The following is a 20,995-nucleotide window of genomic DNA, read 5'->3' on the forward strand; positions in this document are numbered from 1 at the left end:
AATTAACATGATCCGCTCTTCAAACGTAAAACGAACCTTCAAGCCGTTAGCTTTTACTTTTTTTAGCTATTTAGTTAGTACCAATGTCGCTGCGCAAACGCCAGCAGCACAACAAAATGTGCAAAATCAATTTACTCCCATGCAGGTTAACGTGCCTGTGGGGGATAAGTATGATTGGCTACAGCTAAACAGCAATGAGCTGCTTAAAGGCGAGATTAAACACCTTTATGACAATAAACTAGAGTTTGAAAGTGATCAGCTTGATACGCTTATAGTCGATTGGGAAGACGTCATTGTGTTGCAAAGTCGCGGTGCAGTCAGTATTGGTTTTACCGATTTATCTACTCGCACAGGGCGCTTGCTGATCCAGAACGGTCAGGGCTACCTTGATGGTGTTGTATTTAATGTGAATGACATTATGACGATCATTGCCGGTGAACAACATGAAGCTAATTACTGGACGAGTACTGTGTCATTAGGGGCAAACTTGCGTTCAGGCAATAATAATCAAATCGACTATTCAGCCAAAGCAAGAATGAGTCGCAGAACTACTGAGTCGCGTTTTAGAACCGATTACCTGGGTAATTACAGTAAATCTGGTGGAGAAAATACCACTAACAATCACCGTGTAAACAGTTTTTTCGATTGGTTTTTATCGAATCAGTTCTTCCTACGACCTGTATTTGTTGAATATTATACCGATCCTTTTATGAATATTTCATCACGTGTCACTCTAGGTTCTGGTGTGGGTTACAGCATTATTGATACCGCTAAAACCGAGTGGAGTATCAGTGGTGGTCCCGCTTATACCATGACGAATTTTAAAGAGGTTGAATTAGGCGAGGATGATAATGAAAGTAGCGGCACTTTGGTTGTAGACAGTACGTTTACCACTGAACTAACTGACTCGGTTGATTTTAATGCGGATTATCGGATGCAGTTGGGTAACCAAAATTATGGCGGTTATACCCACCATGCTGTTGCTGGAATTGTCGTAGAGTTAACCGATATGTTTGATCTTGACTTGTCATTAGTTTGGGATAGAACCAATACTCCCCGTGCTGAGAGCGATGGTCAGGTTCCTGAAAAAGATGACTTTCAGTTAATTATCGGTTTTGGCGTGGCTATTTAATTGTTACAGCATCAAAATGTTAGTGTGGCAATTACCAATATGCCGTTAAGTATAGGGTAATTGTCCGACTTCTTCGGCAACCAGCCATACCCGCATATCGAACTCTAGTTGGTGATAATCAGCTAACATAAAAGTACATAACTGATAAAAGGCTTTGTTATGTTCTTTTTCACGTAAATGGGCTAATTCATGCACCACTACCATTTGCAGTAATTCAAAAGGTGTGTGTTTTAAGCGAGATGAAATACGAATTTCATTTTTTGCTTTAACTTTATGTCCTTGGCGACGATTAACATATGAATGTAATCCAAGTGCATGATGACTTAGGTTAATTTTTTCGTCAAAAATGACTTTTGATAGCGGGTCTGATTGGCGCATATGGGTATTTTTCAACGCAATTGCCATGTCATATAGTGCTTTATCTGTACGAATATCATGCTTTTTAGGGTAGCGGCTTAAAAAATGTTCGCCCAGTTTATTATTGTCAACTAATTCAGCTATTTGGCTGATGATTTGAGGATTATAACCAGACAGATAGCGCATAGCACTGCGCTCACTTTGCTGCTTTTTAACGTCATCGCTGGTGATGAGTGTGCTTATGTCTATTTTGGGCTTTAATGCTTGGCTAGTAGGCTTTAATTGCATTTTTGGTGGAGCAGTTAGTTTTTTTGATTTAGAGGTTGTCATAAGTGTTGTTAAGCGCTGCTATAGCGTTATCTCCATTATGTGTGATGACAGATAACGCTTAAAGCTTAGCCTTAAAATGTTAGCTCGGAATTAAACTTTACCGAATATTAATCGGTTATGATGCACATAAGCGACATCAAATGCATTTAGCTGAACGCGTTTTAAATCTAAAGAATCAAAGTCAACTTGCGGTGGATTACGCTTCAGTTGCTCTTTAATGGTTAATGGTGAAATCATTATCACTGGCAGCTCGGTAATTTGAATCGCCGCTTCTAATTTAAAGCTGGTAGCACTGCCGGCAAATTTACCTTTTTGTTCACGTTCAATAATCGCGATTTGGTCAATCTTGTAGTCTTCCATTAGCTTATGAAAAGCAAAATGAAACTCACGCAGAGACTCTGTCGATGCCGAATCTGACACCGAAAATGACACTTTACGACAACTCGGCACATTGAAGGTTTCACCTTCATAGCTAAGTAAACTGATGATGGCCTCGCCACCTTTTAACTCTACACCACAAACTTTCATGTTTATCCTTTCCGTATTTCAATGAGTGACCGCATGATATTTTAACCGGCGAGTCACTTAATAATTAGTCTTCACTGTCACTGATTTTTTGTTCAATAATCACAATGGGTTTCGCTTTACGGCGCATTGGCGCATCGCCAACGTCGATACCAGTAATAAATGTTTTATCGCGCTTAGGGACTGCTTTAGCTTTTTGCTTAGCTCTAGTTTTAGCTGCTACTTTGGTTTCAGGCTTGTCTTTGGCGGCTTTCGTTCCCGCTTGTTGACTTAAGCCCGAAAACTTAGCCGGTAAACCGTCGACCGCGGTAAATTCAAAGTTTTTGCGTAAAAATGATTGCACTTGTAAAAAGCTTTGCCAGTCTTTTGGGCCCACTAATGAAACTGCAATACCTTTAGCGCCAGCACGGCCAGTACGGCCTATACGATGGACATATTCTTCAGCAAATTTTGGCATGTCAAAGTTAACCACTAATGACACGTTAACTAAATCTAGCCCTCGAGAGGCCACATCCGTGGTGATAAGAATTTGCTGCTGGCCACGACTAAATTGATCCATAATTTGGTTACGCGCATTTTGTTTTAGCTCACCGCTTAATGCTGCGGTAGAAAATCCCTGTTCAGCTAAAAGTGTGGCTAAGCGGTCTGTGTCTGAGCGAGTTGCGGTAAATACAATAGTCTGCTTGTGTTCTGGCTGCTTCAATAAGTGGCTTAACAGTGCTTGTTTGTGATCTAGATGATCAGCAAACAGCATTTTTTGTTCAATATCTTTGTGTTCAGCATAACTGGTGCCAATAGCCACATGGCTTGGATTCTTCAATAATGTGGCGGCAATATCGTTAATGCTTTGATGATCTAAAGTGGCTGAAAACATCAAGGTTTGACGACGTTTATGATCTGCAGCTTCATTAATGGCTTTCAGTTGTGGTGCAAACCCTAGGTCCAACATGCGGTCAGCTTCATCAAGAACAAGTAATTCAAGGCCATTTAAAAACAAGTGACGTTGCTCAAGATGATCAACAATTCGACCCGGAGTTGCCACAATAAAATGTGGGTCACGGGACAAACCTTTGGCTTGGTCGTTAAAGTTTTCACCGCCCAAAATACTGATTGCTTTGTACTGGGTGTTGGCAACCAGTAATCTAAGTTGACCATATACTTGCTGAGCAAGTTCACGAGTCGGCAATAAAATCAGCACGCGAGGATCTTTTTTCGACAGCGCTCTGCTGGAAATAATCCGCTGCATCGCAGGCAGTAAAAACGCTAAAGTTTTCCCCGAGCCAGTTTTCGATGATGCCATCAAATCTTTACCCGCTAGGGCAATAGGTAAGGCTTGTTCTTGGATCTCGGTTGGGTCAGTAATACCCATATGCTTCAAACTATCTAACAAGCGTTTATCAAGCGAAAAATCAGAAAACTGCAAAGGTGGATCCCCTAGAAAATAATAGCCAAATATTATAGCTGGATAAGCTTGCTATAGCCAATAATGACTTGCTTGTTTATGCTAATAAAGCACTTGGCCAGTAAAGCCTGATTATTTACGTTTAAAAGTGACCCTATGGAGTATGTAAATGGCACCAGTTCAAGCTTCACCAGAGAAAAAACCGATTATCGGATTGGCATTAGGTAGCGGTGCAGCCAAAGGTTGGGCGCATATTGGTGTGCTTGAAGGCTTGGCTGAATTAGGTATTTACCCGGATAAAATTGCTGGCTGTTCTGTTGGCGCACTGGTTGGCGCGGCATATGCTAATGACAGTCTAGCTGAACTTAAAAGTTGGGTGTGTAGCTTTTCAAGTTGGGATGTTATTGGATTAATGGACATTAGTTGGCGTAAAGGTGGGCTTATTAGCGGTGAAAAAGTATTTGATGTTATGTCTACTCATATTGGCGCTGTTGACATTGAAAACTTGAAACACCCCTTTGCCGCAGTGGCAACGGATTTGTATTCTGGCCAGGAGATTTGGTTTAAAGAAGGATTATTGCGCAATGCTGTCAGGGCATCATGTTCTATGCCTGGCTTTTTACCGCCAGTACAACAAAATGGCCGTTGGTTAGTTGATGGTGCCGTAGTTAATCCCGTACCAGTTTCATTATGTCGTTCGCTTGGGGTCGATATTGTCATCGCTGTTGATTTGAATGGTTATTTACGTAAACAAATGCAAGTGTTGCCCCAGCAAGTCAGTAGCTCTGAGCCTGTGTCTGATGAACACCTTGATGCAGATGCTGAACCGCAAGATTCAGGCTTTATGGATTTATTGGGTAAGGGCAAAGACTATATCAGTAGCTTAAGTGACAAACTGTCGCTTGGCACTAAGTCGCACCCTGGCATGTTAGCGGTAATGTCACAATCGATGGATATTTTAGAACAGCGTCATAAGCGATCTCGATTAATGGGCGACCCACCAGATATTTGTATTATTCCCAATGTATCTGATATTGGCACCATGGAGTTTCATCGTGCAGATGAAGCGATTGCCGCGGGTAAAAAAGCAGTTGAAGATATCGCGCATTTAATTAAAGCGTCGCTTAAAAACTAATTTGAAAATATTGTTCCTAAACTAGCTTGATATCTATGATCAAGCGCTAACAAGCTTATTTTTGGTGCTTATAACATAAATTTACTTTGCTTTTCTTTACCGTGAAAAATGATGATCTAGATCAACACGGATAGTGACGATTTAACGCTTAATACACTACATATAGTGTTTTGTGTTTTTCGTATGCCGATATATTGATTTGGCGACGCTAAAGGAGAAGCTGGTTATGTTGGTTGTTATTAAGCGCGACGGATGCCGAACTGCATTTGATTCAAGTCGAATAAAAGATGCCGTTATTGCAGCAATGAAGTCTGCCGGACAATCAGATCATGACTATGCCAACACTTTGGCATTGACAGTTGAACAAGAGTTTCAGCAACAAACAGAAGTGGATATTCATCAACTACAAGATGCAGTTGAAAACAGGTTAATGTCAGGTCCTTTTAAGTCGGTTGCACGTCATTATATTGAATACCGACATGATCGCGATGTGAGCCGCGAGACCAAAAGTAAGTTAAATTGTCAAATTCGCGGTTTAGTAGAGCAAAGTGACAGCAGTCTGTTAAATGAAAATGCCAACAAAGACGCCAAGGTTATACCCACTCAACGCGATTTATTAGCCGGTATTGTGGCTAAACATTATGCCAAAACGCACTTGTTACCCAAAGATGTGGTGGCCGCCCACGAACGGGGGGAGCTGCACTATCATGACTTAGATTATGCGCCTTTTTTTCCTATGTTCAATTGCATGCTAATAGATTTAGCCGGCATGTTAACCCACGGATTTAAAATGGGTAACGCCGAAATTGAAACCCCAAAATCTATTTCGACTGCAACGGCAGTAACGGCGCAAATAATTGCCCAGGTGGCGAGTCACATTTATGGTGGCACCACTATTAATCGTATTGATGAAGTGTTGGCAATCTTTGTTCAAAAAAGCTATCAAAAGCATCTTGCGACGGGCATTAAGTGGCAAATTGCCGACGTTGAAGCCTTTGCAAAAGCGCAAACAGAAAAAGAATGCCACGATGCATTTCAATCACTTGAATATGAAGTGAATACCTTGCATACCGCCAATGGCCAAACGCCCTTTGTCACCTTTGGCTTTGGTTTGGGTACAAGTTGGGAGTCTCGCTTAATTCAGCAGTCAATATTAACTGTGCGCAAGGCGGGATTAGGTAAAAATCGTAAAACAGCGGTTTTTCCTAAACTGGTTTTTGCAATAAAAGATGGCGTTAATCATAAAGCGGCAGATATAAATTACGACATCAAACGCCAGGCGCTAGAGTGTGCAAGTCTACGCATGTATCCCGATATTTTGAATTATGAACAAGTGGTTAAGGCCACTGGTTCATTCAAAACACCTATGGGATGTCGCTCATTTTTAGGCACGTTCGAGCAAGATGGTCAGTTGGTACATGAAGGCCGCAACAACCTCGGTGTGGTGAGCTTAAATCTGCCACGTATTGCGATAGAATCTAAGGGCGATGAGGCCAAGTTCTATGCTTTATTAGATAAACGCCTAGTGGTAGCAAAAAAAGCTTTAGACACTCGTATTGCTCGGTTAGTGGGTGTTAAAGCCCGTGTTGCACCAATTTTATATATGGAGGGCGCCTGTGGTGTTCGCCTAAAAGCAGATGATGACATCAGTGAAATATTTAAACATGGTCGAGCGTCAATTTCATTAGGTTACATCGGCTTACATGAAACCATTAATGCTTTATATGGCAGTGCACAACATGTGTTTGACGATGAAGTGTTACGTCAAAAAGCGCTTAAAGTCGTGTCGTACCTTAAGAAAAACACTGAACAATGGAAACAAGAATCTGGCTATGGTTTTAGTTTATACAGCACCCCAAGTGAAAACCTTTGTAGCCGTTTTTGCAGTTTAGACGCGAAAGAATTTGGGGTATTAACAGGGGTAACGGACAAAGGTTACTACACCAATAGTTTTCACCTAGATGTTGAAAAGCAAGTGAACCCATACGATAAAATAGACTTTGAACAGCCGTATCCTGAGATAAGTAGTGGTGGTTTTATTTGCTATGGTGAATATCCTAACATGCAAAATAACATCGAAGCTTTAGAGGACGTATGGGACTACAGTTATAGCCGAGTACCTTATTACGGCACTAATACTCCTATTGACGAGTGTTACGACTGTGGGTTTATCGGTGAGTTTAATTGCACCAGTAAAGGTTTTGTATGCCCTAAATGTGGTAACCATGAACCTAGCCGAGTGTCGGTTACCCGCCGAGTATGCGGTTATTTAGGTAGCCCAGATGCCAGGCCGTTTAATCATGGCAAACAACAAGAAGTAAAACGACGGGTGAAACACATTTAATGTTTTATAGTGCATATCACAGTGTTGATGTTGTTAATGGCGAGGGCACACGTTGCACCTTGTTTGTCAGCGGCTGTGAGCATGCCTGTAAAGGCTGCTATAACCAACTAACCTGGCGAACAGACGCCGGACATGTATTTACCCAAGCCCTAGAAGACGCAATTATAGCTGACTTGAACGACAGCCGTATTCGTCGTAAAGGTCTATCCTTAAGCGGTGGTGATCCTTTGCATCCTGCCAATATTACCGCAGTGCTTAAGTTAGTGAGGCGCGTGAAAACTGAGTGTATTGGCAAAGATATTTGGTTGTGGACTGGTTATAAACTAGCTAGTTTAACCCTTGAGCAACAAGCCATTATCGCACTGGTAGATGTATTGATTGATGGTAAGTTTGAACAGTCTTTGGCCGATCCAAGGTTAAAATGGCGCGGCAGTTCAAATCAAATTATTTATCAATTAAATGAGGGAACTGCTTAACATTATTTAGTACTGTTTACTGTGGTTTTTACGCTATTTCCTCCGGTGCTTTTAGCTTGATACATAGCTTGATCAGCATGTTGTATTAATTGCTGCTCATTATCCCCATTTTCAGGGTAACGGGCTAAGCCAATGCTTGGAGATAACTGTAAAACCAACTCATCAAACTGATAAGGTTTATCGAGTTCGGAGCGAATATTTTCTGCAATAATAAGTACTTTATCAAATGACTCAATGTTATTTAATATCACTAAAAACTCATCGCCACCAAAACGCCCAACAGTATCAGATTTGCGCACACAATCATGTAAACGCTTAGCAATACTCTTTAACAATTTGTCACCAACGAGGTGACCATAGTTATCATTTACATGCTTAAAACCATCGATATCGATAAATAATAATGACAAATGTGTTCCGCCTCGGCGTGCTAATCCTAGCGAAGCCTGCAGGCGTTCAAATAATAATGATCTGTTAGGTAATTGTGTTAAAGGATCATGTCCAGCAATATAATGAAGTTGCTGTTCCATTTGTTTACGTTCGGTAATGTCATGGGCAATTGCGATTCTAAATTGATGTTCTTCAGACCACCTTGCAGACCAAAGAATATCAACAACTTTGCCGTCTTTTCGCACCCAACGATTTTCAAAACGACGTTGATTCTCACCACTGATAAGTGTTTCTACAACTTGAAGTGTTTTTACTCCATCTTCAGGATAAACAAAGTCAATCATTGGTTTATTGATAACTTCATTTGGCGCATATCCAAATATATCTTCAAACGCCGCGCTAACGAATACAAAACATCCATTTTTATTCACAACACAAACAGCATCGAGCATTAAATCCATTACATCTTTAAGTGCAGCCAGGTCAATGGTCTTCATAATATCTATCTCAATAATGTAGCTCTTTTACTTATAGGTTTGAGTTGTTAGGCAAAAAATTTTAAGTACATATTTACCCTAAGCCTTTTAAGTATGCAGTAACTTTCTAATACGTTGTTGTTTATTCATGTATTGCTAGCCGTTGTTCAAAACATCTTGCATAAACTTCTGTAAAATTGATGGTTAAATGTCAATGGGGCCTCATGAGGAAGTGTATACTATTCTGAGCTGAATTAACGACATTAGTGGTTTTAATCATATTTAGATCAGAAGCTTAATGAAGTAAAACTATGTTATTAAAGTATAGTGTACGAATTGAAGCTTTTCATCATATCAACTAGCAACTAGCAACTAGCAACTAGCAACTAGCAACTATCGATTTTATGAGGATTACGGCTAAATTCTTCCCAAGACTTGCTTAAATTACGAATATAGTTACTTTTTATTACAAAACTATTTGATTAATTAATAGAGAATTTGCCACACAGTGATGAAGTATTTATCAGGTTTATTTTTATTTTTGTCACTTTTATCACTGATTTTAGGTGTTGGTCTTTCTTGGTATGGCATTACCCATGCCGATGAAATTATGGCAGAGGTAGCAGAGATGCCAGCGCATTTTGGCGCTGGGGTTAACCTTATTTTTTTAGGATTAATATGCAGCGCGATCCGAACTTTGCTAACTTGGCAGCAGATGCGTAAAAGTGCATAAAAAACCATTAGTTTGATAAGTTTAAGTTATAGTTAATCATCGGAAATAGCCTGTTTAAGACAGGCTGTTTCTATCAACAACGTTATAGGTTTTTATATGAATACATACGATAAAATAATCACGACAATTACAAGTTCGTTAATATTATCTTTCATGGCATTTTCAATTAGTGCAGAACAAAGTGTGCTAAATATAAGTGAAAAAAGCTTTAGTTGTATCAGAGACATGACTCCAGCACGTCACTTTTATGTTGATAATTTACTCGGTAATATGGAGGGAACATTAGCCGCCGCCAATGCGCCTGAGGGGGCTATTTATCCAACGGGTTCCGTAGTGCAATTAGTGCCCACCGAAGTGATGGTTAAGCGAGAAGCGGGCACCTTTCCAGCCACTGGTGATTGGGAGTTTTTTGAACTCGCCGTTGATGAGCAAGGTTCTACCATTGCAAAGCGCGGTTTTGTCGATGTGAACAATCGTTTTGGCGGTAATTGCTTTACTTGTCACTTACCCGCGCGCGATAAATGGGACTTCATTTGTGAGTCTGGCCATGGCTGCGAACCTATTCCAATTGACCATAGTATGACAGGCGCATTGCAGCGTTCAGATCCCCGTTGTGGTGAAAGCGAACTTGAGTCGGGTGATACTGTTGCACTGCTAAAGTTAAATGCTATGGTCACAATGGGTGTTGTTATTAAATGGGTAGAAGATCTTTTCTAACGTTAACCCGATGATAGTTTATTTAAATATACCCAGTCATCCATGCAGAAAGTCTCTTTGGGGAGGTGTTGATGACATTAATACTTCACCTTCCTGTTGATCTCAGCTTCATTTTAAACTTATTTCATTTGTAGATGCTTTATCAACACGATTAGCGGAAATCGTATTTAGGTCATCAGGTTAGTTATTTTTATTTTATTTCAGATCTATATTAGAGCTTAATGATATATAGGGTAAGTGAAAGCTTAATTATTTCGCTTAATATTTAGTGTTTTTTAGTGTTTTTTTATTCTTAATACCTTGCTTTAGTTAATAAAATAAATTTCCATTTTTAATTTTCCATCATTCCCTTTCTGGTATTTAAATCGACTTTATCGAGTTAATAACATTCTAGCTATTGTGTGGTTTTTTAGCTCAACAATCCATGGTGCACGCACATATGGAGCCTTATATCGGTATAAAAACACTATTTTGAATAAATATTGTGCAATTTGAAGTTTGTGCTATTTTAAAATCAGACGTAACAAATAATTAACAACTATATGGTAAGAGGTCAGAACATGGAAAATAAAGTTATTTTAAAACCCGCTGTGAATATTGGTGTTTTATCACTGATATTTTTAGGATGTTCAGTACAGGGGGCTGTTATTGATTGCAATGCGTTTACTCAATGGCAAGCCGGTTCTACCTATACCGCGGGTCAGAAGGTCAAAACTCAACAGCAAGCCTTTGAAGCTAAGTGGTGGAATCAGACTGACCCGGTACAGCATTCTGGCTCATGGCAAGAGTGGAAGAAACTGGGCGACTGCCAAAGTGGTGATGTCAACCTAGCCCCTACGGTTAGTTGGATTTCGCCAGCAAACAATACTTCTTTGACCGAAAATGACAGCGTTGTCATATCATTTTTGGCACAAGATAGTGATGGCAGTATCGATCATAGTGATGTATTTCTTGACGGTATTTTACTGACCACCTTGGCTGCGAACGCAAATCAAGTGACATGGTCTGCCGTCAAAGGGCTGCACTATTTTTCAGTGACGACTTATGACGATAAACAAAAGGCTACTAGTTCAAGTCTATTGAATTTGACGGTACAGCAAAAAGATACTCCACCGAATAATCAGGCACCTAGTGCAAACTTAACTATCATCGACTCACCCCTAGAAGTTCATATTGGCGATCAAGTTCAATTCGCCTTAACGGCGACGGATGTTGATGGCTCAGTTGCTGGGCTTGAGTTATTTGCTAATGACAGTTCAGTATTTTCTTCGGTAACTGCTAGTGAGAGTTTTACTTGGCAAGCCACTGAGTTAGGGCAGGTAACATTTACCTTGCAAGCCACAGATGATGATAATGCGATTGGCACTAGTGCTGCGGTTATTGTCAATATTGTTGCAGTGGGCGACGTTGGTCACGATAGAGACGCTTGTAAACCGAGCGGTTTATATCAAACCCCTGAGACTAATACGCCCTATTGTACGGTTTACGATGTGAATGGTCGTGAAAAAATGGGCGCAGATCATCCACGTCGAGTTATTGGCTACTTTACCAGTTGGCGTAATGGTGCCAATAACCAACCTAGTTATTTAGTTAATGATATTCCATGGGACAAGATTACTCATATTAATTACGCTTTCGCGCATATTGATGCCAATAATAAAGTGTCAATTGGCGATCCTAATAGCGTCAATAATCCAGCCACTAATATGGAGTGGCCCGATGTTGTTGGCGCAGAGCTAGACACAAGCTTGAATTATAAAGGTCACTTTAATTTATTAACCAAATATAAAAAGCAATATCCACATGTTAAAACCCTGATATCTATTGGTGGTTGGGCTGAAACCGGTGGCTTTTTTGATGAAACGGGTCGGGTTGCCAATGGTGGTTTTTACACCCTGACCACAAATGCTGATGGCAGTGTTAATCATGCAGCGATAAAAACCTTTAGTGACAGTGCGGTCAGCTTCATCAAGCAGTACGGTTTTGATGGTATTGATATCGATTATGAATATCCGTCTTCAATGTCTGATTCAGGCCACCCTGATGATTTCGATTTTTCTAATCCTCGCCGTGCAGCATTAAACAAATCTTATCTGGTGTTAATGAAATCATTACGTGAAGCACTGGATAAGGCGGGGCAGAGTGATGGGCAACATTATCTATTAACCATAGCGTCACCTTCTTCAGGTTATTTATTACGTGGCATGGAAACATTCCAAGCAACTCAATATTTAGATTACGTCAACATTATGTCCTATGACTTACACGGAGCGTGGAATTCTCATGTTGGACCTAATGCAGCGCTGTTTGATACTGGCGAAGACTCTGAGCTTGCTGCGTGGGGAGTTTATAGCACGGCTGAGTTTGAAGGTATTGGTTATTTAAACACAGATTGGGCAGTACGATATTTCCGCGGTGCCTTGTCGGCAGGACGGATAAATATTGGTATTCCCTATTATACCCGCGGCTTCAAAGATGTGACTGGCGGCACCAATGGTTTATGGGGCCAAGCGGCCTTGCCAGATCAAGCTACTTGTCCAAAAGGCACGGGTAAAGGGGATAAAAACTCTTGTGGCAATGGTGCTGTAGGTATAGATAACTTATGGCATGACATTGAAAATGATAATGAAATTGCAGCAGGTAGTAACCCACTATGGCATACAAAAAATCTGGCACAAGGTAAGTATGGTAGCTATATCAGCGCCTACGGCTTAAAGCCAGAAACGGATCCCGAGGATAAATTAGTCGGCAGCTATCAACGTTATTATGATGCAGTAGCTGTTACGCCTTGGCTGTGGAATGACCAAAAGAAAGTTTTCCTGTCAATTGAAGATGAAGAGTCTATGGCTCTTAAAGTCGATTATGTCATTAACAATGGACTTGGCGGGGTGATGTTTTGGGAGCTGGCTGGTGATTTTGATTATGACCAAGTAAAGCAAGAGTATTACATGGGGTCAACCATGACGACTATTGCTTACGATAAGTTCCGTCAAAGTGGTACGGCTTATGATATTCACAAAGGCGATCCCGCTTTTGTGGTTCCAGAACAAATGGTTAATATTGATTTTGTTGCCAAAGACTTCCCTGTTGGTGATGATAATTATCCTATTAGTGCAAGTTTTTCTTTTACCAATCAATCACAACTGGATTTATCAGGGGCGAAAATTGCTTTTGATGTACCCGTATCAACCTCGGCAATTTTCAAATCTAACTGGAATTCGCAGAAAAAATTAAAAATGGCCATTGAGACGAATGCATCAAATGCCGCAGGCAATAATATTGGCGGATTTGAAAATGAGTTTCATCGTTTTTCAATCACGCTGCTTAATGAATTTGGTGGTGTTGTTGAATCCTTTAAACCGGGTGAAACCGTTATCGCGCAAGTGATGTATTACATGCCCTTTACAGGGCCGGCAAACTTTACTGTAGAGAAAGGCGATAAAACCTACGCATTTAAAGCTGAGTATCCAGCTTTACCTGAAGCTAAAAAAGATGAGGGTGGTGGCACAGGTCAAAGCTGTGACGGGGTTAATGTGACCGATATTCCTGTTTATCCTAATTTTCCTCAAAAGGATTGGCAAGGAAACCCAGATCACGCAAAAACAGGTGACATGATGCTCAGTAACCAAGTGGTTTGGAAAGCCAAATGGTGGACTCGCGCTGAACCTAGCGATGCAGATTGGCAGCAGGTATGTAGTTTGTAACTGTCTTGCTCCTAGACTTTCTAGGGGCATAATTTACTCGCATTACATTTAGTTATTAAGGACGATACATTATGAATAATACATCTGTGCAAACTCTATTTACCTCCACATTAATTGCCAGTGGGGTGCTTTTATCGATCACCAGCATGTTATTACCTAAGACAAGTTATGCCCATGGCTTTATGGAAAGCCCAAAAGCGCGTCAATCAATTTGTCAGGCACAAGGCGGTTATTGGTGGCCAAGTGACGGCTCGAATATTCCTAATTTTGCCTGTCGAGCGGCTTTTATCGAATCTGGATATGTGCAGTTTGTTCAAGAGCATGAAATTTCAGTTAACGTAGCTGACTATCATAATCAACAAGCTGTTGAGTCTGCGATACCGGACGGTAGCTTGTGTTCTGCAGGGGTATTTGAAAAACGCGGATTAAACCTCGCTTCACCTGACTGGCAAAAAACCAAGGTCACTCCCAATGGGCAAGGGAATATTCAAATTCGTTTTAATGCCACAACACCCCATAACCCAAGCTTTTGGAAGTTATATTTGTCTAAGCCTGGGTTTAATGCCAGTACTGATGTGCTGCGCTGGCAAGATCTTGAACTGATACAAGAATATGGCAACATCGATTTTATTAAAACCCCCGATGGTAGCCGCTACTATGATATGGAAGTTAATATTCCTGCCGACCGTCAGGGTGATGCCCTTTTATATAGTCGTTGGCAACGTGATGATGTGGTTGGGGAAGGTTTTTATAACTGTAGTGACATTAACATCGTTCGTGATGATATTGCCCCAGAGCAATGGCTACCTCAAGACTATTTTGTCAAGCAAGGGCAAGTCGCCAATGCTGGAGATATAGTGTGGTTAAGATTATTTAACGGCTCTGGACAGGAACTGATTAATCAACACTTTGAGGTTACGGTTGCCAATGTTCAACAGTGGCAAGCTGATTTTGGTGCATTACTAAACACCATGCATGATCAATTGATCAAAATTGGCATTAAAACCGCTGCAGGCGAGATTATTTTTGATGCTAATAATCAACTTTCAAATAAAGTGTGGACGCTAGACAGTGACCATAGCTTTGCATTATCTGTTATGCCGCAATCTGAAAATACCGCACCAATTGTTCATCAATTAACGCCGCTGAATATGGATGAAAACACGGCAGCTAGTGTTCATGTTCATGCCTTTGACGACCAAAACGACCCACTCACATACCAATGGCAAGTGGCCGCTCCCTTAAGTTTTACAGGCAGTGGCGCTGATATTAGTTTACTCGCTGGAGAGGTTGAACGTGATCAATTAGTGACAGTTTCAGTAGCTGTTTCAGATGGAAAACTCACTACTAGTCAATCCTTTAACGTCAACATCATTAATCATCCTGGTCTACCGAATATACCGTTATGGCTTGGAACTGAAGCTTATAGCGCCGGTAACAAGGTCACTTATCAAGGTAAGGTTTATCAAGCTAAGTGGTGGAATAAAAATCAAATACCCGCAACAAGCGATGCCTGGAAACTGGCAATGCCTGATAACGGTCAAACACCGAGTTGGAATAATCAAACGGCTTATCAAGGAGGAACACAAGTTATGCACAGTGGTAGTAAATATAGTGCTAAGTGGTGGACACAGGGCGATGAGCCCGGTGTTGCCAGTGTATGGCAAAAGAGTGAGTAACAAATCTGAACAATGAAAATAACCCTAATAAGAATGAGAAGAGAATTATTATGAAAAATACATTATTAACTGTTTTTGCCCTCAGTGCGGCAGCGGCAGCGGCCTCTTGGCAAGCTGCAGCCGCAGCATCAAAACCTAGCATAGACTGGCAACCGCAAGATTATTCATTTGTACAAGTTAACCTAGATGGTCAGGGTTCTTATAAAGATTTAGTGACGGTAAAAAATCAAGTCGACATCAATATAAAATGGAATGCATGGAGCGGTACCGGGGGCAATAGCTACAAAGTTTACTTCGATGACATGCTAGTTAATGAAGGCAATTTAGCCGCGGGCACCCAAAGTGGTGTGATTAATTTTGCTTACCATAAATCAGGACGTCATAATTTAACGGTTGCTCTGTGTGACAGTGCTGGTTGTAGTGTGAGTGACGGTAAAGCTATTGTTATTGCCGATACCGACGGCGGCCATTTACCACCTTTAGCTATGGATGTTAATCCTAACAATAAAGACTATCAACATCAGCAAGATACCGTAGTGGGCGCTTATTTTGTTGAGTGGGGGATTTATGGTCGAGATTTTGATGTATCGAATATTCCCGCAAAAAACTTAACCCATATACTCTATGGTTTTATTCCTATTTGTGGCGCTAATGAATCATTAAAAGAGATTGAAAATGGTAATAGCTGGCGTGCTTTACAAAAAGCCTGTGAAGGCAGCGCCGATTATGAGGTGGTTATTCATGATCCTTGGGCGGCCATTCAAAAAACCTTACCAGGCATAAATAACACAGATCCTATCCGTGGTACATACGCCCAATTAATGGCGTTAAAGCAACGTTATCCTGACCTAAAGATATTACCTTCTGTTGGTGGTTGGACTTTGTCTGATCCCTTTCATTCTTTCACAAATAAAGCTAATCGCGACACTTTTGTAGCTTCAATGAAGACATTTCTGCAAACGTGGAAATTTTATGATGGAGTCGACATCGATTGGGAATATCCAGGTGGAAGTGGACCAAATCCTAATTTAGGCGATCCAATTAATGATGGCCCAGCTTATGTCGCATTAATGCAAGAGTTAAGAGTCATGCTTGATGGTTTAGAAGCCGATACTGGACGTGAATATCAACTGACGTCAGCGATAGGGGTTGGGTTTGATAAAATTGAAGATGTGGATTATGGCCAAGCTGCACAATACATGGATTATATCTTTGCCATGAGTTATGACTTTTATGGTGGCTGGAACAATGTCACCGGGCATCAAACCGGTATTTACTGTGGTGAACATTTAACCGCTGGAGAATGTGATGGTACTGGGTTAGATGATGAAGGTAAACCGCGTAAAGGCCCTGCTTATACTACAGATAACGGCATACAAAAGCTGCTTACTCAAGGGGTTTCTGCATCTAAAATTGTAGTCGGTGCAGCAATGTATGGTAGAGGGTGGGAGGGTGTGATGCCTGCTAATACTATTGGTAATAATCCAATGACCGCAATGGGCACAGGCAAACTGACCGGCACAATTGCCAATGGAGTTTGGGAGCCGGGTATTCAAGACTATAAAGGCATGAAAAATGCCATGATTGGTGCGTCGGGTAACGGTGTTAATGGTTTTGAAACCTTTTATGATGAACAAGCACAGGCAGCGTATGTTTGGAATAAAAGCAGTGGTACTTTGGCTACCTATGATAGCCCTCGTTCTGTTAATGCCAAAGGTCAATATGTACGTAGTTTAGGTTTGGCAGGGCTATTTGCCTGGGAAATCGATGCTGATAACGGTGATATCCTCAATGCTATGCATGAAGGTTTAGCAGGTGGTACACCTGTTAATAGTAAGCCTGTGATTCAGCTAATGACTAGCTATAGCGTTCAAACGGGTAATTCACTTACTGTAGCAGCAACCGCAACTGACGCAGATAATGATCCATTAACCTATAGCTGGGCAGTTGATACTGCATTTACCGCAACAGGTGTCAATACTAATACTCTAGTGCTTAATGCCCCTAATGTAAGTCAAAACACAGATTATATTGCCACTTTAAGTGTATCTGATGGTGCGACTACTGTGACTAAATCAACCACAGTCACAGTTCTTGCAAATGATGTTATTAATCAACCTCCTGTGATAGCGGATATTGCCAATCTGAGTATCGATGAAAATAAAACCGCGACAGTCAGTGTAAATGCAACGGATGCCGACAACGATGCGTTAACTTATAACTGGACGGTGCCAGCAGGATTAACCTTACAAGGCAGTGGTGCGACTATTAGCTTGCTGGCGGGCGAGGTTAGCAAGAACACCCTTTATACTGTTAGCGTTAGCGTGTCTGATGGCACAAGTAATGTCACTAAAAGCTTTACAGTAACGGTTAACAATATCGATGCTGGCGGTGACACCACATGGCTTGCGACAAAAATATATAACACAGGTGATAAGGTTAAATATCAAGGTGTTGAATATAAAGCTAAATGGTGGACTCAGGGTGATAGACCTGACGCAGGTGGTCCTTGGGAGGTCGTCATTACAGATGGTAGCCCGATAGGAAGCTGGAATACGGGTTCTACTTACAATGGTGGTGATAAAGTTACCCATAACAATGCGCAATACCAGGCAAAATGGTGGACAAAAGGCGATGAGCCCGGCGTGAACAATGTTTGGCAAAAGCTATAGTGTTAAAATAGGGTGATAGTGTTTGTTTATAAACGGTGAGGAAAAGTCCTCATGCTGTTAAACACTATTTAGCCCATATCAAACGACTTTCTAGTTTTTATAAAAGGCTTCTGAAAACATTCAGAAGCCTTTTTAATAACAGTGGAAAAGCATACTAAATTATTAATTGGCCAACACTGTCGGATTGAAACTCTTGTGCGGCTCAAAGGAAGCAAATATCAAATAGTCGGCCAATAGTCCTGTGCGTTATATTGCTCACTTGTAATACATCCCCACAGTTTTCTGGCATCACAAAACGACATTTACCCTAATCATTAATAAAACAGCGGTTTCATTTGAATCACTATTCAAACTCAGTTAGTGTTCGTGACATTATTAAATCACCACAAATGAGCCATTCCACAGGCTCGTTATGTGAACATACTAAAAGACAAAACATGGTTGCCATTTCTCGAAAAATTCAGTTGTTAATTTTTTTCTTCATATTAACAGGGTGTACTTCGCTACAGCCAGATGCCGATGGAAAGAGAATAAACTTCACTGAATCCGGTCAAGCCTCATACTATTCTGACAGACATCAAAACAAGAAAACGGCAAGCGGTGATTTATATACTCACAGTCAAAATACAGCAGCACATAAAAGTTTACCTTTTGGCTCAAATGTCAAAGTGACCAATATCAACAATGGCAAAAGTATTATCGTGAAAATCAATGATCGTGGTCCTTTTGTTAAGGGCCGTATCATTGACCTTTCTAAGTCAGCCTTCAACAGCATCGCTAATATATCTAATGGTTTGATTAACGTTAAAATTGAAGTAGTTGATTAGTATTTGTTTGTTTTTATAGCTCGTTGTGAAGGTATTTAGTATCTTGAGGATTCACCATAACCATAACAACTGCCGCAACCAGATAAGGCAGCAAAAATTGTAACTTGAATGGGTGCTAAATTTCTCTGGTTAATGTTCATTCGAACTCCTTGTGTATCATAGTTACTTACTTTATCGAGAGCGCTACTCACCTTTGCTATCAAAGATATCGATGCACTTACGGATCTATTTGGTTAACAATTTGATAGTCAATAAAAAATATTAAAAGGTGTATGGGAAGCACATTATTAATGATGAGGAGCGCTGAAAGAGGTCTAGCTAGAATCGAAGCTGCACTTGAGTTTTAACAAGTTTGACCCGATATTATGTTGATTTTAGCGAGTGAGTTATCGAACTCACTTTAGATTACTCTTAGCTTGCTTGTAAGCGCCTAAATTAATTGAAAACTCGGATTCTATTTTTAAGCTTGAATAGCCATTAAGGCTATCGTATTAAAGTGGATAGACGAGATATTAATTGATTATAAAAATAGGTGGCTCTAGCATTATTAGCCAGAGCCACTTAGATAGTTAGGCTTTAAATTGATTGGCTAATTTCTTTAAATTTCTTGATGTCGACTCTAAATCTTCAGAGTTTTTATTCATTTCACTTAGCTGTATAAGATTATCCTGACCCGATGTGACAATACGGTTGATGTTATGGGTTAAGTCTTCGGCTACCGTACTTTGTTGTTCTACTGCTGTTGCAATATGAGTTGCCATATCGGTGATTTTTTCTGTAGAAATTAAAATTCTATTGATGGCTGTTCCCGAACTTTGGGCATTGACCACTGAAGCCTCACTTTTGCTTTGACTTTCAAGCATCACTTTTACTGCTGACTTAGCGCCGGATTGTAACTTAGTAATACCGGTTTGAATTTCAGCAGTACTTTGTTGGGTTCTGCTAGCAAGCGCACGAACTTCATCCGCCACTACAGCAAACCCACGGCCTTGCTCTCCGGCTCGAGCTGCTTCAATAGCTGCATTTAACGCCAATAGGTTCGTTTGCTCCGCAATACTGCGGATCACATCTAGTATGGACACGATCGCCGTGACATCTTTATCTAGCGAATTTACTACAGTGGCGGCTTCTGTTAATTGACTAGATAGATCGTTTATAGAATCAATAGAGTCATTTATAATGTTGGATACTTCTTTGGTATCCATATTAGCTTGCAATGCCGATTCTGCTGAAAGCTTCACGCTGATAGCAATTTCTTTTGCTGAGGCTGACATTTGGGTGATTGCAGCCGCAACCTGATCGGTCTCTAATTGCTGATCGTGCACATGCCCACGACTGAGTTCAGCTACGGTGTGTACATTTCTTGCAGCACGAAACACATCATCAACAGAAAACTGTATAGATTGTACAAGTACTTGAATTTTTTCTACAAATATATTGAATGAACTTGATACCTTGCCAATTTCATCTTCGCGACTGACATGAAGCCTACGGGTCAAATTGCCTTCGCCACTGGCTATATTTTCTAAGGCATTAGCAACATGGGTGAGTGGGCGAGTAATCAGTTTACTAAATAGAAAAAAGAGTGCGGTTACTAAAAAAACATCCAGTAATAACCCTTTTAAAATAGCCCTAAAAGCGAGCTCTGTTAGCTCTTCTTTGATGCTAGTATCATCAATGTATAATCTTACTGTACCGATATCAGAGGCGGTATCATTTTCTACATATTGTAGGGGTATTGTACGAAAGTGAGTACTTTTTTCACCTTTAGATTGGGCAATCTGGTCGCCGTTATCATTATGAAAACTTAAAAAAGCAACATCATCAGATTGTTGTTCTGAATCAAGTAATCGAGCCATTTGAGACTCTTCATAATTCCACACTGCGCTAGGTAGGCTTAACTGTAATCTTGAAGCAACTAAATCAAGTTGAACATTTTGTTTCTGTTGTAGTTTTGCACTTTGTGCCAGATAGTCATATACCCCAAATATTACAACTAAAAAGGTTACAGTAACTAGCGCTGCCATGATTAACTTAAAAGAAATTGATTTCATTAGCGTCATAAAAAGTACTCATTTTAACTTGAGTGTATAAAG

15 protein-coding genes are annotated in these 20,995 nt (G+C 40.5%); 10 read left to right on the forward strand and 5 right to left on the reverse strand.

Annotation, left to right across the window (positions count from 1 at the left end):
• Positions 1-7 precede the first annotated feature (7 nt).
• A complete protein-coding gene (locus ACRWQL_RS17985) occupies positions 8-1,132 on the forward strand; it encodes a DUF481 domain-containing protein (RefSeq protein ID WP_434938203.1) in 1,125 nt (374 codons plus the stop codon).
• A gap of 45 nt (positions 1,133-1,177) precedes the next feature.
• On the opposite strand, the gene ACRWQL_RS17990 is transcribed toward ACRWQL_RS17985, so the two are convergent.
• The 3 genes from ACRWQL_RS17990 to ACRWQL_RS18000 all read right to left on the reverse strand — a co-directional run bounded on the left by ACRWQL_RS17990 (position 1,178) and on the right by ACRWQL_RS18000 (position 3,767).
• Positions 1,178-1,675 (reverse strand): YgjP-like metallopeptidase domain-containing protein, encoded by a 498-nt coding sequence (locus ACRWQL_RS17990; RefSeq protein WP_434929075.1) that lies wholly within the window; start codon positions 1,673-1,675, stop codon positions 1,178-1,180.
• Positions 1,676-1,909: 234 nt separating this feature from the next.
• Positions 1,910-2,347: a DUF3010 family protein gene (locus ACRWQL_RS17995; protein ID WP_434926481.1), complete on the reverse strand. Its 438-nt coding sequence runs from the start codon at positions 2,345-2,347 to the stop codon at positions 1,910-1,912.
• A gap of 64 nt (positions 2,348-2,411) precedes the next feature.
• Positions 2,412-3,767, reverse strand: coding sequence for a DEAD/DEAH box helicase (locus ACRWQL_RS18000; protein WP_434926480.1), 1,356 nt, complete (start codon positions 3,765-3,767; stop codon positions 2,412-2,414).
• 148 nt (positions 3,768-3,915) lie between these two features.
• Here ACRWQL_RS18000 and rssA point away from each other — a divergent pair, with 148 nt between their 5' ends.
• The 3 genes from rssA (at position 3,916) to nrdG (ending at position 7,701) form a co-directional block, all read left to right on the forward strand.
• Complete coding sequence (rssA, locus tag ACRWQL_RS18005) at positions 3,916-4,881, forward strand: patatin-like phospholipase RssA (protein WP_434926479.1); 966 nt, start codon at positions 3,916-3,918, stop codon at positions 4,879-4,881.
• A 226-nt stretch (positions 4,882-5,107) separates the two neighbouring features.
• Positions 5,108-7,225: an anaerobic ribonucleoside-triphosphate reductase gene (gene nrdD / locus ACRWQL_RS18010; protein WP_434951410.1), complete on the forward strand. Its 2,118-nt coding sequence runs from the start codon at positions 5,108-5,110 to the stop codon at positions 7,223-7,225.
• Positions 7,225-7,701, forward strand: a complete 477-nt coding sequence (nrdG, locus tag ACRWQL_RS18015) for an anaerobic ribonucleoside-triphosphate reductase-activating protein (RefSeq protein WP_434951412.1) — start codon at positions 7,225-7,227, stop codon at positions 7,699-7,701. The genes nrdD and nrdG overlap by 1 nt, the downstream gene beginning before the upstream one ends.
• A gap of 2 nt (positions 7,702-7,703) precedes the next feature.
• Here the strand turns inward: nrdG and ACRWQL_RS18020 are convergent, their stop codons facing one another.
• A complete protein-coding gene (locus tag ACRWQL_RS18020) occupies positions 7,704-8,588 on the reverse strand; it encodes a diguanylate cyclase domain-containing protein (RefSeq protein WP_434938197.1) in 885 nt (294 codons plus the stop codon).
• A 487-nt stretch (positions 8,589-9,075) separates the two neighbouring features.
• Between ACRWQL_RS18020 and ACRWQL_RS18025 the strand changes: the two genes are divergently transcribed.
• The 6 genes from ACRWQL_RS18025 (at position 9,076) to ACRWQL_RS18050 (ending at position 18,899) form a co-directional block, all read left to right on the forward strand.
• On the forward strand, positions 9,076-9,300 hold the full coding sequence (locus tag ACRWQL_RS18025; protein WP_434951414.1) for a hypothetical protein: 225 nt from the start codon (positions 9,076-9,078) through the stop codon (positions 9,298-9,300).
• Positions 9,301-9,453: 153 nt separating this feature from the next.
• On the forward strand, positions 9,454-10,017 hold the full coding sequence (locus tag ACRWQL_RS18030; RefSeq protein WP_434951416.1) for a hypothetical protein: 564 nt from the start codon (positions 9,454-9,456) through the stop codon (positions 10,015-10,017).
• 560 nt (positions 10,018-10,577) lie between these two features.
• A complete protein-coding gene (locus ACRWQL_RS18035; RefSeq protein ID WP_434951418.1) occupies positions 10,578-13,721 on the forward strand; it encodes a glycosyl hydrolase family 18 protein in 3,144 nt (1,047 codons plus the stop codon).
• A 71-nt stretch (positions 13,722-13,792) separates the two neighbouring features.
• Positions 13,793-15,400: a lytic polysaccharide monooxygenase gene (locus tag ACRWQL_RS18040; protein WP_434951420.1), complete on the forward strand. Its 1,608-nt coding sequence runs from the start codon at positions 13,793-13,795 to the stop codon at positions 15,398-15,400.
• Positions 15,401-15,450: 50 nt separating this feature from the next.
• Positions 15,451-18,072, forward strand: coding sequence for a glycosyl hydrolase family 18 protein (locus ACRWQL_RS18045; protein ID WP_434951422.1), 2,622 nt, complete (start codon positions 15,451-15,453; stop codon positions 18,070-18,072).
• A gap of 437 nt (positions 18,073-18,509) precedes the next feature.
• A complete protein-coding gene (locus tag ACRWQL_RS18050) occupies positions 18,510-18,899 on the forward strand; it encodes a septal ring lytic transglycosylase RlpA family protein (protein WP_434951424.1) in 390 nt (129 codons plus the stop codon).
• Positions 18,900-19,468: 569 nt separating this feature from the next.
• On the opposite strand, the gene ACRWQL_RS18055 is transcribed toward ACRWQL_RS18050, so the two are convergent.
• Entirely contained in the window at positions 19,469-20,953 is a 1,485-nt protein-coding gene (locus ACRWQL_RS18055) for a methyl-accepting chemotaxis protein (RefSeq protein ID WP_434938185.1), read from the reverse strand.
• Between the last annotated feature and the right edge of the window lie 42 nt (positions 20,954-20,995).

This window comes from Shewanella sp. HL-SH4 (assembly GCF_051164845.1).
GTDB lineage: Bacteria > Pseudomonadota > Gammaproteobacteria > Enterobacterales > Shewanellaceae > Shewanella > Shewanella glacialimarina.

Excerpts from the sequence above, each read along its gene's own strand:
- ACRWQL_RS18055 (WP_434938185.1), bottom strand. The coding sequence starts at position 20,953 with ATGAAATCAATTTCTTTTAAGTTAATCATGGCAGCGCTAGTTACTGTA.
- nrdD (WP_434951410.1), top strand. The coding sequence starts at position 5,108 with ATGTTGGTTGTTATTAAGCGCGACGGATGCCGAACTGCATTTGATTCA.
- ACRWQL_RS18040 (WP_434951420.1), top strand. The coding sequence starts at position 13,793 with ATGAATAATACATCTGTGCAAACTCTATTTACCTCCACATTAATTGCC.
- ACRWQL_RS17985 (WP_434938203.1), top strand. The coding sequence starts at position 8 with ATGATCCGCTCTTCAAACGTAAAACGAACCTTCAAGCCGTTAGCTTTT.
- nrdG (WP_434951412.1), top strand. The coding sequence starts at position 7,225 with ATGTTTTATAGTGCATATCACAGTGTTGATGTTGTTAATGGCGAGGGC.
- ACRWQL_RS17995 (WP_434926481.1), bottom strand. The coding sequence starts at position 2,347 with ATGAAAGTTTGTGGTGTAGAGTTAAAAGGTGGCGAGGCCATCATCAGT.
- ACRWQL_RS17990 (WP_434929075.1), bottom strand. The coding sequence starts at position 1,675 with ATGCGCTATCTGTCTGGTTATAATCCTCAAATCATCAGCCAAATAGCT.
- ACRWQL_RS18020 (WP_434938197.1), bottom strand. The coding sequence starts at position 8,588 with ATGAAGACCATTGACCTGGCTGCACTTAAAGATGTAATGGATTTAATG.
- rssA (WP_434926479.1), top strand. The coding sequence starts at position 3,916 with ATGGCACCAGTTCAAGCTTCACCAGAGAAAAAACCGATTATCGGATTG.
- ACRWQL_RS18050 (WP_434951424.1), top strand. The coding sequence starts at position 18,510 with ATGGTTGCCATTTCTCGAAAAATTCAGTTGTTAATTTTTTTCTTCATA.
- ACRWQL_RS18035 (WP_434951418.1), top strand. The coding sequence starts at position 10,578 with ATGGAAAATAAAGTTATTTTAAAACCCGCTGTGAATATTGGTGTTTTA.
- ACRWQL_RS18045 (WP_434951422.1), top strand. The coding sequence starts at position 15,451 with ATGAAAAATACATTATTAACTGTTTTTGCCCTCAGTGCGGCAGCGGCA.
- ACRWQL_RS18030 (WP_434951416.1), top strand. The coding sequence starts at position 9,454 with ATGGCATTTTCAATTAGTGCAGAACAAAGTGTGCTAAATATAAGTGAA.